General features: G+C 59.0%; 14 protein-coding genes. 12 read left to right on the top strand and 2 right to left on the bottom strand.

Going from position 1 to position 14,098, the window contains the following annotated elements; genetic code table 11:
• Nucleotides 1-107: 107 nt before the first annotated feature.
• The gene (panM, locus tag ACU4F7_RS20665; RefSeq protein WP_481637669.1) at nt 108-500 is read right to left on the bottom strand and encodes an aspartate 1-decarboxylase autocleavage activator PanM; all 393 of its coding nucleotides are present in this window, start codon (nt 498-500) and stop codon (nt 108-110) included.
• A 422-nt stretch (nt 501-922) separates the two neighbouring features.
• Here panM and livK point away from each other — a divergent pair, with 422 nt between their 5' ends.
• The 11 genes from livK to ugpQ all read left to right on the top strand — a co-directional run bounded on the left by livK (nt 923) and on the right by ugpQ (nt 11,644).
• Nucleotides 923-2,032, top strand: coding sequence for a high-affinity branched-chain amino acid ABC transporter substrate-binding protein LivK (gene livK, locus ACU4F7_RS20660; RefSeq protein WP_029590608.1), 1,110 nt, complete (start codon nt 923-925; stop codon nt 2,030-2,032).
• 61 nt (nt 2,033-2,093) lie between these two features.
• A complete protein-coding gene (livH, locus tag ACU4F7_RS20655) occupies nt 2,094-3,020 on the top strand; it encodes a high-affinity branched-chain amino acid ABC transporter permease LivH (RefSeq protein ID WP_024557057.1) in 927 nt (308 codons plus the stop codon).
• A complete protein-coding gene (locus ACU4F7_RS20650; RefSeq protein ID WP_481637668.1) occupies nt 3,017-4,288 on the top strand; it encodes a high-affinity branched-chain amino acid ABC transporter permease LivM in 1,272 nt (423 codons plus the stop codon). Before livH ends, ACU4F7_RS20650 begins: the two co-directional genes overlap by 4 nt.
• Nucleotides 4,285-5,052, top strand: coding sequence for a high-affinity branched-chain amino acid ABC transporter ATP-binding protein LivG (gene livG / locus ACU4F7_RS20645; protein WP_024557055.1), 768 nt, complete (start codon nt 4,285-4,287; stop codon nt 5,050-5,052). Before ACU4F7_RS20650 ends, livG begins: the two co-directional genes overlap by 4 nt.
• A 1-nt stretch (nt 5,053) precedes the next feature.
• Complete coding sequence (livF, locus tag ACU4F7_RS20640) at nt 5,054-5,767, top strand: high-affinity branched-chain amino acid ABC transporter ATP-binding protein LivF (RefSeq protein WP_029590606.1); 714 nt, start codon at nt 5,054-5,056, stop codon at nt 5,765-5,767.
• 104 nt (nt 5,768-5,871) lie between these two features.
• Complete coding sequence (locus tag ACU4F7_RS20635; RefSeq protein ID WP_481637667.1) at nt 5,872-6,174, top strand: hypothetical protein; 303 nt, start codon at nt 5,872-5,874, stop codon at nt 6,172-6,174.
• A 240-nt stretch (nt 6,175-6,414) separates the two neighbouring features.
• Nucleotides 6,415-7,734, top strand: coding sequence for a sn-glycerol-3-phosphate ABC transporter substrate-binding protein UgpB (ugpB, locus tag ACU4F7_RS20630; RefSeq protein WP_029590604.1), 1,320 nt, complete (start codon nt 6,415-6,417; stop codon nt 7,732-7,734).
• A 368-nt stretch (nt 7,735-8,102) separates the two neighbouring features.
• Nucleotides 8,103-8,990, top strand: coding sequence for a sn-glycerol-3-phosphate ABC transporter permease UgpA (ugpA, locus tag ACU4F7_RS20625; RefSeq protein ID WP_029590603.1), 888 nt, complete (start codon nt 8,103-8,105; stop codon nt 8,988-8,990).
• On the top strand, nt 8,987-9,832 hold the full coding sequence (ugpE, locus tag ACU4F7_RS20620) for a sn-glycerol-3-phosphate ABC transporter permease UgpE (protein WP_024559789.1): 846 nt from the start codon (nt 8,987-8,989) through the stop codon (nt 9,830-9,832). Before ugpA ends, ugpE begins: the two co-directional genes overlap by 4 nt.
• A 1-nt stretch (nt 9,833) precedes the next feature.
• A complete protein-coding gene (locus ACU4F7_RS20615; RefSeq protein WP_481637666.1) occupies nt 9,834-10,907 on the top strand; it encodes a sn-glycerol-3-phosphate import ATP-binding protein UgpC in 1,074 nt (357 codons plus the stop codon).
• Nucleotides 10,904-11,644, top strand: a complete 741-nt coding sequence (gene ugpQ / locus ACU4F7_RS20610) for a glycerophosphodiester phosphodiesterase (RefSeq protein ID WP_481637665.1) — start codon at nt 10,904-10,906, stop codon at nt 11,642-11,644. The genes ACU4F7_RS20615 and ugpQ overlap by 4 nt, the downstream gene beginning before the upstream one ends.
• Here the strand turns inward: ugpQ and ACU4F7_RS20605 are convergent.
• Nucleotides 11,641-12,186, bottom strand: coding sequence for a DUF2756 family protein (locus ACU4F7_RS20605; protein WP_029590600.1), 546 nt, complete (start codon nt 12,184-12,186; stop codon nt 11,641-11,643). The two genes, ugpQ and ACU4F7_RS20605, sit on opposite strands and share 4 nt — an antisense overlap.
• Before the next feature lie 124 nt (nt 12,187-12,310).
• Here ACU4F7_RS20605 and ggt point away from each other — a divergent pair, with 124 nt between their 5' ends.
• Nucleotides 12,311-14,071 carry a gamma-glutamyltransferase gene (gene ggt, locus ACU4F7_RS20600; protein ID WP_481637664.1) on the top strand — a complete coding sequence of 587 codons (1,761 nt, stop codon included), beginning with the start codon at nt 12,311-12,313 and terminating at the stop codon, nt 14,069-14,071.
• The last annotated feature ends 27 nt before the right edge of the window (nt 14,072-14,098 follow it).

Genomic DNA, 14,098 nt, shown 5'->3' with positions numbered 1-14,098 from the left:
GACGGCGGGTGTGCAAGCTTACCCGTCCTGCAATGGCTGGGGTGCGAGCGGTTTTATAGGGTGGATAAGCGAAGCGCATCCACCTTTTAACAGCGACGCCGCCGCCATCACGCCTCTAAGCGCTTCACCCAGCAATCCTGCTGTGCGGTAAAGCCCAGCGCCGCCATAAACGCATTCATCACGTTGCGGTCTTCCACGCCGGTATCCGTTACCCGCCAGTCGGTAATCGATGGGTTATCGCGAATCGCTTCTTCTATCAGATAATGCCCGACGCCACGGCGGCGCGTAACTTCACGCACGCGCAGCGAGTCCATCGTCCCTTCGGTGCCGTTTAGCAACACGCGCACAGCCCCAAGCAGACGGTCGTTAAAACGAGCGGCGTAAATACGGTGCGTTTCATCCACGCGCAGCGAGTCAGCGGGGTATTCAGGCCAGATTTTGCCGAGGTCGAGATAGTCCTGCTCGCTAAAGGTGTCGAGGCGAATAATGGTAAGTTTCATGACGGGCGTTTCCGCAAACAGAAATAAAGCTAAGTTTACCTAATTTCTTTTACTGGCGGCTTTTACTTTCTTATCTATTCACTAGCTGATTACTTTTTGTGTTAACAGCAAAGCAGTAGTAACCGTTGCGGATCGAAAAAACACCCGCAGATAACGCTGAAAGGCAGCGATTTATCTGGCTCATAATATCGATATTTTATGCTAATCGCTGCGCTTTTTTTTGTTTATCTCCGCATTAATACAGAATATTATCTCTGCTTAATCGCCTGAAAAATAGAGGATTTAGTTAGTATTCTCCGCAAATACTACGCTAAGCCATTAAAGAAACAGGCAAAAATAGCGTTGTCTATAAAATCAACAGAATAATTTTTAACCATAATAAAACCAATTAGCAACACACGTCACAAATGGGGTATTTGAGAATGAACAGGAACGCGAAGTCATTTATCGCGGGGATGATTGCACTGGCGGTATCGCAAACGGCTTTCGCTGAAGAAATTAAAGTGGCCGTTGTCGGCGCAATGTCCGGGCCGGTAGCGCAGTGGGGCGATATGGAGTTCAACGGCGCGCGCCAGGCGATTAACGATATCAATGCCAAAGGCGGCATCAAGGGCGACAAACTGGTGGGCGTGGAATATGACGACGCCTGCGATCCAAAACAGGCCGTGGCGGTGGCGAACAAAATCGTCAACGACGGTATTCAGTATGTGATTGGTCACCTCTGCTCCTCTTCCACGCAGCCTGCGTCAGACATCTATGAAGACGAAGGCATTCTGATGATAACGCCGGGCGCTACTAATCCGGAGCTGACGCAGCGCGGCTATAAGATGATTATGCGCACCGCAGGCCTCGATTCCGCTCAGGGGCCGACCGCCGCGCAATACATTCTGGGGACGGTCAAGCCGCAGCGCATCGCCATCATCCATGATAAGCAGCAGTACGGCGAAGGGCTGGCGCGTTCAGTGCAGGACGGGCTGAAAAAAGGCGGCGCCAACGTGGTTTTCTTTGACGGCATTACCGCAGGCGAGAAAGATTTCTCCGCGCTGCTGTCGCGCCTGAAAAAAGAGAATATCGACTTCGTTTACTACGGCGGCTACTACCCGGAGATGGGCCAGATGCTGCGCCAGGCGCGCGCCACCGGTCTGAAAACGCAGTTTATGGGGCCGGAAGGGGTAGGCAACGCTTCGCTTTCTAATATTGCGGGCAAGGCGGGCGAGGGGATGCTGGTCACTATGCCGAAACGCTACGACCAGGAGCCTGCCAACCAGGCGGTGGTGGAAGCGCTGAAAGCGCAGAAGAAAGATCCGAGCGGACCGTATGTCTGGATAACTTATGCCGCCGTACAGTCGCTCGCTGCCGCGCTTGAGCGCGCCGACAGCCGCGAACCGGCGGAGCTGGTTAAAGATTTAAAAGCGCACGGTGCGAATACCGTGATTGGGCCGCTGAACTGGGATGAAAAAGGCGATCTGAAAGGATTTGAGTTTGGTGTCTTCCAGTGGCACGCCGACGGCTCGTCCACAGTGGCGAAATAAGGCGAGGCGCTTGTTCATCCCCCCTGCGGGGCAACCCCGCAGGATTGAAGAAGGTTACGTTATGTCCGAGCAGTTCCTCTATTTTCTCCAGCAGATGTTTAACGGCGTCACGCTGGGCAGCACTTATGCGCTGATAGCCATCGGCTACACCATGGTTTACGGCATTATCGGCATGATTAACTTCGCCCATGGCGAGGTTTATATGATTGGCAGTTATGTGTCGTTTATGATCATCGCCGCGCTGATGATGATGGGCATCGACACCAGCTGGCTGCTTATTAGCGCCGCGTTTGTGGGGGCGATTGTTATCGCCAGCGCTTACGGCTGGAGCATCGAGCGCGTGGCCTATCGCCCGGTGCGCAGCTCCAAGCGCCTGATTGCGCTGATCTCTGCGATTGGCATGTCTATCTTTCTGCAAAACTACGTCAGCCTGACGGAAGGCTCGCGCGATATCGCGCTGCCAAGCCTCTTTAATGGCCAGTGGACGGTAGGCAGCAGCGAAAACTTCTCCGCCAGCATCACCACCATGCAACTGGTTATCTGGGTCGTGACCGTGCTGGCGATGCTCGCGCTGACGCTGTTTATCCGCTACTCCCGCATGGGCCGCGCCTGCCGCGCCTGCGCGGAAGATTTAAAAATGGCGAGCCTGCTTGGCATCAACACCGACCGCGTTATTGCGCTCACCTTCGTGATTGGCGCGGCGATGGCGGCGGTAGCGGGCGTGCTGCTCGGCCAGTTCTACGGCGTTATCAACCCTTACATCGGCTTTATGGCCGGGATGAAAGCCTTCACCGCCGCGGTGCTGGGCGGCATTGGCAGCATTCCGGGCGCGATGATCGGCGGGCTCATACTCGGCGTGACCGAAGCGCTCTGCTCTGCTTATCTGAGCACCGAATATAAAGATGTGGTCTCGTTCGCGCTGTTAATCGGCGTGCTGCTGGTAATGCCTACCGGCATCCTGGGCCGTCCGGAGGTGGAAAAAGTATGAAACCGATGCATTTTGTCGCGGCCATTCTTTCCGCCGCCATGTTCTTCGTGCTAGCGTCCGTTTTCATGGGCGTGCAGTTAAGCCTCGACGGCACCCGTCTGGTGGTGGGTTCCGCCGCCGACGTGCGCTGGGAGTGGATCCTCATCGGCACCGCCGTGGTCTTCTTCTTCCAGCTGCTGCGTCCGTTCTTCCAGCAGAGCCTGAAAAAAGTCTCCGGGCCGAAGTTTATTCTGCCAGCCATTGATGGCTCGACGGTGAAGCAAAAGCTGTTCCTGCTGCTTCTGCTGCTGATTGCCGTCGCCTGGCCGTTTATGGTTTCGCGCGGCACGGTGGATATCGCCACCCTGACGATGATTTATATCATCCTCGGCCTTGGCCTGAACGTGGTGGTGGGGCTTTCCGGCCTGTTGGTGCTGGGCTACGGCGGTTTCTACGCCATCGGCGCGTATACCTTCGCATTACTGAACCACTATTACGGCCTGGGCTTCTGGACCTGCCTGCCGCTCGCGGGCCTGGTTGCGGCGGCGGCGGGTTTCCTGCTCGGCTTCCCGGTACTGCGTTTGCGCGGCGACTACCTGGCGATTGTGACGCTGGGCTTCGGCGAGATTGTGCGCATCCTGCTGCTCAACAACACGGAAATCACCGGCGGCCCGAACGGCATCAGCCAGATCCCGAAACCGACCTTCTTCGGGCTGGAGTTTAGCCGCACCGCGCGCGAAGGCGGCTGGGATACCTTCAGCAACTTCTTCGGCGTGAAGTACGACCCGTCCGACCGGGTTATCTGGCTTTATATGGTGGCGCTACTGCTGGTGGTCTTTTCGCTGTTTGTGATTAACCGTCTGCTGCGTATGCCGCTGGGTCGCGCCTGGGAAGCGCTGCGCGAAGATGAAATAGCCTGTCGCTCGCTGGGCCTGAACCCGACGCGCATCAAGCTGACCGCCTTTACCATCAGCGCCGCGTTCGCCGGTTTCGCCGGCACCCTGTTCGCTGCGCGCCAGGGCTTCGTCAGCCCGGAGTCCTTCACCTTCGCGGAATCCGCGTTTGTGCTGGCGATTGTGGTGCTGGGCGGCATGGGCTCGCAGTTCGCCGTGATCCTCGCGGCCATTCTGCTGGTTGTTTCCCGTGAACTGATGCGCGACCTGAATGAATACAGCATGCTGGTGCTGGGCGGCCTGATGGTGCTGATGATGATCTGGCGCCCGCAGGGGTTGTTGCCAATGACGCGCCCGCAGCTGAAACTGAAAAGCGGTAAAGGAGAGCAGGCATGAGTCAGCCATTATTATCCGTCAGCGGCCTGATGATGCGCTTTGGCGGTCTGCTTGCCGTGAATAACGTCTCGCTGGAGCTGCGCCCGCAGGAAATCGTCTCGCTGATTGGCCCCAACGGGGCGGGCAAGACCACGGTGTTTAACTGCCTGACCGGCTTTTACAAGCCCACCGGCGGCACCATCCTGCTGCGCGACCAGCATCTCGAAGGCTTGCCGGGCCAGCAGATCGCCCGTATGGGCGTGGTGCGCACCTTCCAGCACGTTCGGCTGTTTCGTGAAATGACGGTGATCGAAAACCTGCTGGTGGCGCAACACCAGCAGCTTAAATCGGGCCTCTTTTCCGGCCTGCTGAAAACCCCGGCGTTTCGTCGCGCCCACAGCGACGCGCTGGATCGCGCCGCCGCCTGGCTTGAGCGTATCAACCTGTTGCAGCACGCCAACCGCCAGGCGGGCAACCTCGCCTACGGCGACCAGCGACGTCTGGAAATCGCCCGCTGCATGGTGACGCAGCCGGAGATCCTGATGCTCGACGAACCGGCGGCGGGCCTCAACCCGAAAGAGACCAAAGAGCTGGACGAGCTTATCGTTGAGCTGCGTAATCATCACAACACCACGATTTTGCTGATTGAGCATGATATGAAGCTGGTGATGGGGATTTCGGACCGAATCTATGTGGTGAACCAGGGGACGCCGCTTGCCAACGGCACGCCGGAGCAGATCCGCAACAACCCTGACGTTATTCGCGCTTATCTCGGTGAGGCTTAAGATGGAAAATGTGATGTTGTCTTTTGACAAGGTGAGCGCGCACTACGGCAAAATCCAGGCGCTGCACGAGGTGAGCCTGCACATTAAGCAGGGCGAAATCGTCACGCTTATCGGCGCCAACGGCGCGGGGAAAACCACGCTGCTCGGCACGCTGTGCGGCGACCCGCGCGCAAGCCAGGGCAAAATCGTCTTTGATGGTAAAGACATCACCGACTGGCAGACGGCGCGCATCATGCGCGAGGCGGTGGCGATTGTGCCGGAAGGCCGCCGCGTCTTTTCCCGCATGACGGTGGAAGAGAACCTGGCGATGGGCGGCTTCTTCGCCGACCGCTCGCAGTATCAGGCGCGTATTCAACGCGTTTATGAACTCTTCCCGCGCCTGCACGAGCGCCGCATCCAGCGCGCCGGCACCATGTCTGGCGGCGAGCAGCAGATGCTGGCGATTGGCCGCGCCTTGATGAGCCAGCCGCGCCTGCTGCTGCTGGATGAACCGTCGCTGGGGCTTGCGCCCATCATCATTCAGCAGATTTTCGACACCATCGAACAGCTGCGCAAAGAGGGCATGACCATCTTCCTGGTCGAGCAGAACGCCAACCAGGCGCTGAAGCTCGCCGACCGCGGCTACGTGCTGGAAAACGGCCACGTGGTGCTGGAGGATACCGGGGAGGCGCTGCTCGCCAACGAGGCGGTGCGCAGCGCCTATCTCGGCGGGTAAAGCACTATTCTGTAAAAGGGGCCGCAAGGCTCCTTTTTACTTTCCGCCGTGCTAATTTCTCGGGCGTTTATTTATCGCGCGCCCGGTCAGGGCAGGGAGGAAATATGCGCCTGGCAACATATCATCTGCTGCCTCTGTTCATGTTTTACAGCTCGCTTACCGCTGCGGGCGTTGAACTGGCCCCGCCGGGAAAGCGGGATCTACGCGACCCTGCTGTCTGGCAAGAAAAAACGCCGACGCCCACCGCCCGCGATATGGATGAACAGTGCCGCCGCGTGCGTTACTCCCCTTGCGACTACGAACAGCGAGCCCTGTCTGATGGCGAAAGGGAGGCGGAACGCCGCGAGATCAACCGCACCTATAACCAAATCAAAAACGGCGAATGGCAGAAGGCTAAAACGCGATAGCTGGCTGGCGGCTAACGCAGCGGCTGAATGTCTCTCGCCTGAAGACATCGCCGCCCGGCTACGCGGGTGAAACCCGTCACCCGGGTATCACGTTAGCGTCATCTCTGCGCCGTTTGAATGTAACAATTTCGTAACTTAGCAGTTATTTTTCTGTCATACGCGCATGTCATGTTACCTCGCGAGCATAAAACGCGTGATTTCGCGCATCTCAAACGACGCATAATCAGAGAGATAACAGACATGACAGCTTCGTTACGACGTACAGCAATTTGTGTGGCTCTGGGATGGGCGCTGAGCGGCCCGGCAATGGCCGCAACCACCATTCCTTTCTGGCATTCCATGGAAGGCGAACTGGGTAAAGAGGTCGATTCGCTGGCGCAGCGCTTCAACCAGGCGCACCCGGAATACAAAATCGCACCGGTTTACAAAGGCAACTATGAGCAGAGCCTGGCGGCAGGCATCGCGGCTTTCCGCACCGGCAACGCCCCGGCGATTTTACAGGTGTATGAAGTGGGCACCGCCACCATGATGGCTTCCAAAGCCATTAAGCCCGTATACGAAGTTTTTAACGACGCTGGCATTAAGTTCGATGAAACCCAGTTTGTGCCGACCGTCGCCGGTTACTACACCGACGCCAAAAGCGGGCACTTACTCTCTCAGCCATTTAACAGCTCCACCCCGGTGCTCTACTACAACAAAGATGCGTTCAAAAAAGCGGGCTTAGACCCGGAGCAGCCGCCGAAAACCTGGCAGGATCTCGCCGCCTACACCGCGAAGCTGAAAGCGGCAGGGATGAAATGCGGCTACGCCAGCGGCTGGCAGGGTTGGATCCAGATTGAAAACTTCAGCGCCTGGCACGGTCTGCCGGTCGCCACCCAAAATAACGGCTTCGACGGCGCCGACGCGGTGCTGGAGTTCAACAAGCCGGAGCAGGTGAAGCACATCGCGCTGCTGCAGGAGCTCAACAAGAAGGGCGATTTCAGCTACTTCGGGCGTAAAGATGAATCAACCGAGAAGTTTTACAACGGCGACTGCGCCATTACCACGGCCTCTTCCGGTTCGCTTGCGGATATCCGCCACTACGCCAAATTCAACTACGGCGTAGGCATGATGCCTTACGACGCCGACGTGAAAGGCGCGCCGCAAAACGCCATTATCGGCGGGGCGAGCCTGTGGGTGATGCAGGGCAAAGACAAAGCGATGTACAAAGGCGTGGCGGAGTTCCTGAACTTCCTTGCGCAGCCGGAAATCGCCGCGGAATGGCATCAGAAAACCGGTTACCTGCCTATCACCACCGCCGCTTACGACCTGACGCGCGAGCAGGGCTTCTATGACAAGAACCCAGGCGCGGATATCGCCACTCGCCAGATGCTGAACAAGCCGCCGCTGCCGTTCACCAAAGGGCTGCGTCTGGGCAATATGCCGCAGATCCGCACCATTGTTGACGAAGAGCTGGAAAGCGTCTGGACCGGTAAGAAGTCGCCGCAGCAGGCGCTGGACTCCGCCGTTGAGCGCGGCAACCAGCTGCTGCGCCGTTTCGAGCAGTCGACGAAGTCCTGATAACGCGACGCCCCTCACCCTAACCCTCTCCCTGACGGGGAGAGGGAACCGGCTGGCTTCGGTTGCCTTGTAAATAACGCGAAGGCCATCGTCACGGAACGATAAACGGTTTCCTCGCCCCTTCCGGGAGAAGGAGCCGGACGGTTCCAACGTAAGAGACCTCCCGCAAGCGAAAAGTGCCGCCGCGAAAGGATAAACGGTTTTCTCCCTCGCCCCTGCGGGGAGAGAGCCGGGGTGAGGGATAAAGCCAGAACGCGCCGTTGAATAACGCCATTGTCGGGCGGATAAGCGAAACGCCTCCGCCTTTAACGTTTTTCCGCAACGTTGGGCGGCCTGTCCGCCGCCCGCTGCTGTTAAAGAGTTACGCTATGTCTTCATCTCGTCCGGTGTTTCGCTCAGGCTGGCTGCCCTATGTACTGCTGGCGCCGCAGTTGATTATCACCATTATCTTTTTCATCTGGCCTGCCGGCGAAGCGCTCTGGTACTCCGTGCAAAGCGTTGATCCGTTTGGTCTCTCCAGCCAGTTTGTCGGGCTGGCGAATTTCACCCAGCTCTTCCACGACAGCTACTATCTGGACTCCTTCTGGACGACTATTAAATTCAGCGCGCTGGTCACCGTCAGCGGCCTGCTGGTGTCGCTCTTTTTCGCAGCTCTTGTGGATTACGTGGTGCGCGGCAGCCGTTTTTACCAGACGCTGATGCTGCTGCCCTATGCGGTGGCGCCCGCCATTGCCGCGGTGCTCTGGATCTTCCTGTTCAACCCGGGGCGCGGGCTGATTACCCACGTGCTTGAGCAGATGGGCTACTACTGGAACCACGCGCAGAACAGCGGCCAGGCGATGTTCCTGGTGGTCTTCGCCTCGGTCTGGAAGCAGATAAGCTACAACTTCCTTTTCTTTTTCGCCGCGTTGCAGTCCATCCCGCGTTCGCTGGTGGAAGCCGCCGCCATTGACGGCGCAGGGCCCATTCGCCGCTTCTTTATGCTGGCGCTGCCGCTTATCGCGCCGGTGAGCTTTTTCCTGCTGGTGGTGAACCTTGTTTACGCCTTTTTCGACACCTTTCCGGTTATCGACGCCGCCACGGCGGGCGGACCGGTGCAGGCCACTACCACGCTTATCTACAAAATTTATCGCGAAGGCTTCGCCGGGCTGGACCTCTCCGCGTCCGCCGCGCAGTCCGTGGTGCTGATGCTGCTGGTTATCGTGCTGACGGTCGTGCAGTTTCGCTATGTGGAAAAAAAGGTGCGCTACCAATGATTGAGAACCGTCGCGGGCTGGATATCTTCTGTCATGTGATGCTGATTATCGGCATCACCGTTATCCTTTTTCCGCTCTACGTCGCGTTTGTGGCGGCAACACTCGATAACCAGGCGGTGTTCGCTACGCCGATGACGCTTATCCCGGGCGGCCACCTGTGGGAAAACATGAGCAACATCTGGCGCAACGGCGTCGGCGCCAACAGCGCGCCCTTCTGGCTGATGCTGCTTAATAGCTTCATCATGGCGTTCAGCATCACCGTGGGCAAAATCGCCGTCTCCATTCTTTCCGCTTTCGCCATCGTCTGGTTTCGCTTTCCGCTGCGCAATCTCTTCTTCTGGATGATTTTTATCACCCTGATGCTGCCGGTGGAGGTGCGTATTTTCCCGACGGTGGAGGTGATTGCGAACCTGAAAATGCTCGACAGCTACACCGGGCTGACGCTGCCGCTGATGGCGTCGGCTACCGCCACCTTTCTGTTCCGCCAGTTCTTTATGACGCTGCCGGATGAACTGCTGGAAGCGGCGCGCATAGACGGCGCCTCGCCGATGCGCTTTTTCCGCGACATCGTGCTGCCGCTGTCGAAAACCAACCTGGCGGCGCTGTTTGTCATCACCTTTATCTACGGCTGGAACCAGTACCTCTGGCCGCTGCTGATAGTCAGCGACCCGAGCCTCGGCACGGCGGTGGCGGGCATTAAGGGGATGATTTCGCTTGGCGAGGGGAGCACCCAGTGGAACCAGGTGATGGCGGCGATGCTGCTGACCTTGATCCCGCCGGTAGTGATTGTTTTGGCAATGCAGCGCGCCTTTGTTCGCGGGCTGGTGGATAGCGAGAAATAAGATGGCAGGTTTAAAACTTCAGGCAGTGACCAAAAGCTGGGATAACGGCAAAACGCAGGTTATCCAGCCGCTGACGGTGGACGTGGCGGATGGCGAATTTATCGTGATGGTCGGCCCGTCCGGCTGCGGCAAGTCCACGCTGCTGCGCATGGTGGCGGGGCTTGAGCGGGTGACGAGCGGCGATATCTGGATAGACCGCCAGCGCGTTACGGAAATGGAGCCGAAAGCGCGCGGCATCGCCATGGTGTTCCAGAACTACGCGCTCTATCCGCATATGAATGTGGAAGAGAACATGGCCTGGGGGCTGAAGATTCGCGGCATGGGCAAAGCGCATATCGCCGAGCGGGTGAAAGAGGCGGCGCGCATTCTGGAGCTGGACGGGTTGCTCAAGCGCCGCCCGCGCGAGCTCTCCGGCGGCCAGCGCCAGCGCGTGGCGATGGGCCGCGCCATCGTGCGCGACCCGGCGGTATTTCTCTTCGACGAGCCGCTCTCCAACCTCGACGCCAAACTGCGCGTGCAGATGCGTCTTGAACTGCAACAGCTGCACCGCCGTCTGCGCACCACGTCGCTGTACGTCACGCACGACCAGGTGGAGGCGATGACGCTCGCCCAGCGCGTGATGGTGATGAACAAAGGCGTGGCGGAGCAGATAGGCACGCCGGTGGAGGTCTACGAAAAGCCCGCCAGCCGCTTTGTGGCGAGCTTTATCGGCAGCCCGGCGATGAACCTGCTGGAAGGGCGTGTTAACGCCGACGGCGCCCATTTCGACGTGGACGGCGATCTCTCTCTGCCGCTGGGGCGGCTGCATAAATCGCTCGCCGGGCGTAAGGTGACGCTGGGTATCCGCCCGGAACATATTGCGCTAAGCTCACAAACCGCAGGCGGCGTGCCGTTGCCGCTGGATACGCTTGAAATGCTCGGCGCGGATAACCTCGCGCACGGCCGCTGGGGGCAGCAGAGCGTAGTGGTGCGTCTGGCGCATCAGGAGCGCCCGCAGCCGGGCAGCACGCTGTGGCTGCGCCTGCCGGAAAATCATCTGCACTTTTTTGACGGTGAAACAGGACAACGACTATGAGCAACTGGCCTTACCCTCGCATCGTCGCCCACCGCGGCGGCGGCAAGCTGGCGCCGGAAAACACGCTGGCGGCGATTGACGTCGGGGCGCGCTTCGGTCACGCCATGATTGAGTTTGACGCCAAGCTCTCACGCGACGGGCAGATCTTCCTGCTGCATGACGATACGCTTGAGCGTACCAGCAACGGCTGGGGCGTGGCGGGGCGCCTGACGTGGGATGAATTGCTGAAAGTGGATGCGGGCGGCTGGTATAGCGGCGAGTTTAAAGGCGAGAAGCTGCCGCTGCTTTCAGAGGTGGCGCAGCGCTGCCGCCAGCACGCGATGATGGCGAATATTGAGATCAAGCCGACGACCGGCGCGGATGCCGAAACGGGGAGCGTCGTGGCGCAGGCCGCCCGCGCGCTGTGGCAGGGAATGACCGCGCCGCTGCTCTCCTCATTCTCCATTGAGGCGCTGGCGGCGGCGCAGCAGAGCGCGCCGGAACTGCCGCGCGGACTGCTGCTGGATGCGTGGCGCGACGACTGGCGTGCGCTGGCCTCCCGGCTCGGCTGCGTTTCCCTGCACCTTAACCATCGCTTGCTGGATGAAGCGCGGGTGGCGCAAATTAAATCCGCCGGGCTGCGCATTCTGGTTTATACCGTGAATGACCCGCAGCGCGCCGCGCTATTGCTGAGCTGGGGCGTAGACTGCATCTGCACCGACCGGATTGACCTCATTGGCCCCGGTTTTCACGCTTAAGGCCCGATAGTTTTCAGCGGCACGTTGGGCTGCGGCATCGTACCGGTGCTGTTGTTGTTCAGCGTGCCGTTGTTCTGTTGCAGCATATCGCCGTTGCTCCTTTGCGGCAGCATATGGCTCTCCTGCGTCATGCTGGCGCTGTTGTTCAGCATGCGATCCTGACCGCCGCCGCTCGTCATCCCGCTCTGGTTCACAGAGGAATTCAGCATTCGCTGTTCGCCGCCGCTGCTTAGCATGCTGCCGCTGGTGTTGGGCAGCACCTGCTGCGTTTGCGGGTTCAGCTCGCCCGGCTGCGACTGGCGCATCCGCTGCGTGTTGTTGTTAATTTGCGATTCCAGATGTTGCTGCTGCAGGCGAGTTTGCGACTGCACCTGCTGGTTAAGCATGGTTTGCCGCTGATTTTGTTCTATCTGCATTTGCGTTTGCAGCCGCTGCTGGGCAGGGATCTGATAGCCGGGCAGGTTTGGGTTATTGGTCACATTTAAAGGCTGCGCCAGCGCGCAGCAGGGCAGCAGAGCCGCCAGTAGCCATGTTCGTTTCATGCTCACTTCCTCCGTCTCGGGGGCATTCTTTTAGTGTATCTCCTTTAGCGCAGTACGATGATTTTTTAAGCATTGTGAACCAGGCTTAAGCGGGGGCTGGCCCCGTTTGAGCAGGAGAGCAGCAATGACGATGAGGTGGAACACGGCACGCTGGGCCGTCATCCCGGCGCTGGTGGCAGGGCTATGTTTATCGGTGACGGCCGCGCCGCCGCCTACGGCAGCCCCTGCTCCGGTTTCTTATGGCGTCGAGCAGGATATCTTTCATCCGGTGCGCGCCCAGCACGGCATGGTGGCGTCGGTAGACGCTACCGCCACCCAGGTGGGCGTGGACATCCTTAAGCAGGGCGGCAATGCGGTGGATGCGGCGGTGGCGGTGGGCTTTGCGCTGGCGGTCACGCACCCGCAGGCGGGTAACCTGGGCGGCGGCGGCTTTATGATGCTGCGCACCAAAGAGGGCAAGGTCACCGCCATTGATTTTCGCGAAATGGCGCCGGAAAAAGCCACGCGGGATATGTTCCTCGACGACCAGGGGAACGCCGACAGCAATAAATCCCTGACGTCGCATCTGGCGACCGGCACGCCGGGCAGCGTGGCGGGCTTTACGATGGCGCTGGAGAAGTACGGCACGCTGCCGCTTAACAAGGTGATGCAGCCTGCCATTAAGCTCGCGCGCGACGGGATAACCATTAACGAGGCGTTGGCCTCGGACCTGAAAACGTACGGCACCGATATCCTGCCCAAACATGAAAACAGCAAGGCGATTTTCTGGAAGCAGGACGGCACGCCGCTACAGCAGGGCGACAGGCTGGTGCAGACCAATCTGGCGAAAAGTCTGGAGATGATTGCCGAAAACGGCCCGGACGCCTTTTATAAAGGCCCGATTGCCGACCAGATAGCGCAGGAGATGGAAAAAAACGGCGGGCTTATCACCAAAGCCGATCTCGCCAACTACCGGGCGGTGGAGCGTACGCCGATTAGCGGCGACTATCGCGGCTACCAGATCTACTCCATGCCGCCGCCTTCATCCGGCGGGATCCACATCGTGCAGATCCTGAATATTCTGGAGAATTTCGATTTGCATAAATATGGTTTCGGCAGCGCCGACGCCATTCAACTGATGGCGGAAGCGGAGAAATACGCCTATGCCGACCGCTCGGAGTACCTTGGCGACCCCGACTTTGTGAAAGTGCCGTGGGAAGCGCTCACCAGCAAGGGTTACGCGAAGTCGCTTGCGCAGCAAATCGATATCAACAAAGCGAGGCCGTCAAAGGAGATTAAGCCTGGCAATATCTCGCCCTATGAGAGCAACCAGACCACCCACTTCTCGGTGGTGGATAAAGACGGCAACGCGGTGGCGGTGACTTATACGCTCAACACCGATTTCGGCAGCGGCATCGTGGCGGGCAATACCGGCATCTTGCTGAACAACGAAATGGATGACTTCTCCGCCAAGCCCGGCGTGCCGAACGTTTACGGGCTGGTGGGCGGCGACGCCAACGCCGTGGGGCCGAAGAAGCGCCCGCTCTCTTCCATGTCGCCGACCATTGTGGTGAAAGAGGGCAAAACCTGGCTGGTGACCGGCAGCCCGGGCGGCAGTCGCATCATCACCACCGTGCTGCAGATGATAGTCAACACCGTGGATTACGGCATGAACGTGGCGGAAGCGACCAGCGCGCCGCGCTTCCACCACCAGTGGTTGCCGGACGAGCTATGGCTGGAGAAAGGGTTTAGCCCGGACACGCAGCGTCTGTTAAAAGAGAAAGGGCAGAACGTGGCGGTGAAAGAGGTGATGGGCAGCACGCAGAGCATCATGGTCGGCCCGGACGGCATGCTCTATGGCGCTTCCGACCCGCGCACGGTGGAGGATTTAACGGCGGGGTATTAATAGCGGCATTAAGCCGCAGGCGGTGTG

This window comes from Franconibacter pulveris (genome assembly GCF_056780215.1).
The sequence above is the reverse complement of the archived record's forward strand: the minus strand, read 5'-3'. Positions and strand labels throughout refer to the sequence as shown.

Coding starts and splice junctions, on each gene's coding strand:
- ACU4F7_RS20635 (WP_481637667.1), top strand. CDS start 5,872: ATGCGCCTGGCAACATATCATCTGCTGCCTCTGTTCATGTTTTACAGC.
- livK (WP_029590608.1), top strand. CDS start 923: ATGAACAGGAACGCGAAGTCATTTATCGCGGGGATGATTGCACTGGCG.
- livH (WP_024557057.1), top strand. CDS start 2,094: ATGTCCGAGCAGTTCCTCTATTTTCTCCAGCAGATGTTTAACGGCGTC.
- ugpA (WP_029590603.1), top strand. CDS start 8,103: ATGTCTTCATCTCGTCCGGTGTTTCGCTCAGGCTGGCTGCCCTATGTA.
- livF (WP_029590606.1), top strand. CDS start 5,054: ATGGAAAATGTGATGTTGTCTTTTGACAAGGTGAGCGCGCACTACGGC.
- ugpQ (WP_481637665.1), top strand. CDS start 10,904: ATGAGCAACTGGCCTTACCCTCGCATCGTCGCCCACCGCGGCGGCGGC.
- ggt (WP_481637664.1), top strand. CDS start 12,311: ATGACGATGAGGTGGAACACGGCACGCTGGGCCGTCATCCCGGCGCTG.
- ugpB (WP_029590604.1), top strand. CDS start 6,415: ATGACAGCTTCGTTACGACGTACAGCAATTTGTGTGGCTCTGGGATGG.
- livG (WP_024557055.1), top strand. CDS start 4,285: ATGAGTCAGCCATTATTATCCGTCAGCGGCCTGATGATGCGCTTTGGC.
- panM (WP_481637669.1), bottom strand. CDS start 500: ATGAAACTTACCATTATTCGCCTCGACACCTTTAGCGAGCAGGACTAT.
- ACU4F7_RS20605 (WP_029590600.1), bottom strand. CDS start 12,186: ATGAAACGAACATGGCTACTGGCGGCTCTGCTGCCCTGCTGCGCGCTG.
- ugpE (WP_024559789.1), top strand. CDS start 8,987: ATGATTGAGAACCGTCGCGGGCTGGATATCTTCTGTCATGTGATGCTG.
- ACU4F7_RS20650 (WP_481637668.1), top strand. CDS start 3,017: ATGAAACCGATGCATTTTGTCGCGGCCATTCTTTCCGCCGCCATGTTC.
- ACU4F7_RS20615 (WP_481637666.1), top strand. CDS start 9,834: ATGGCAGGTTTAAAACTTCAGGCAGTGACCAAAAGCTGGGATAACGGC.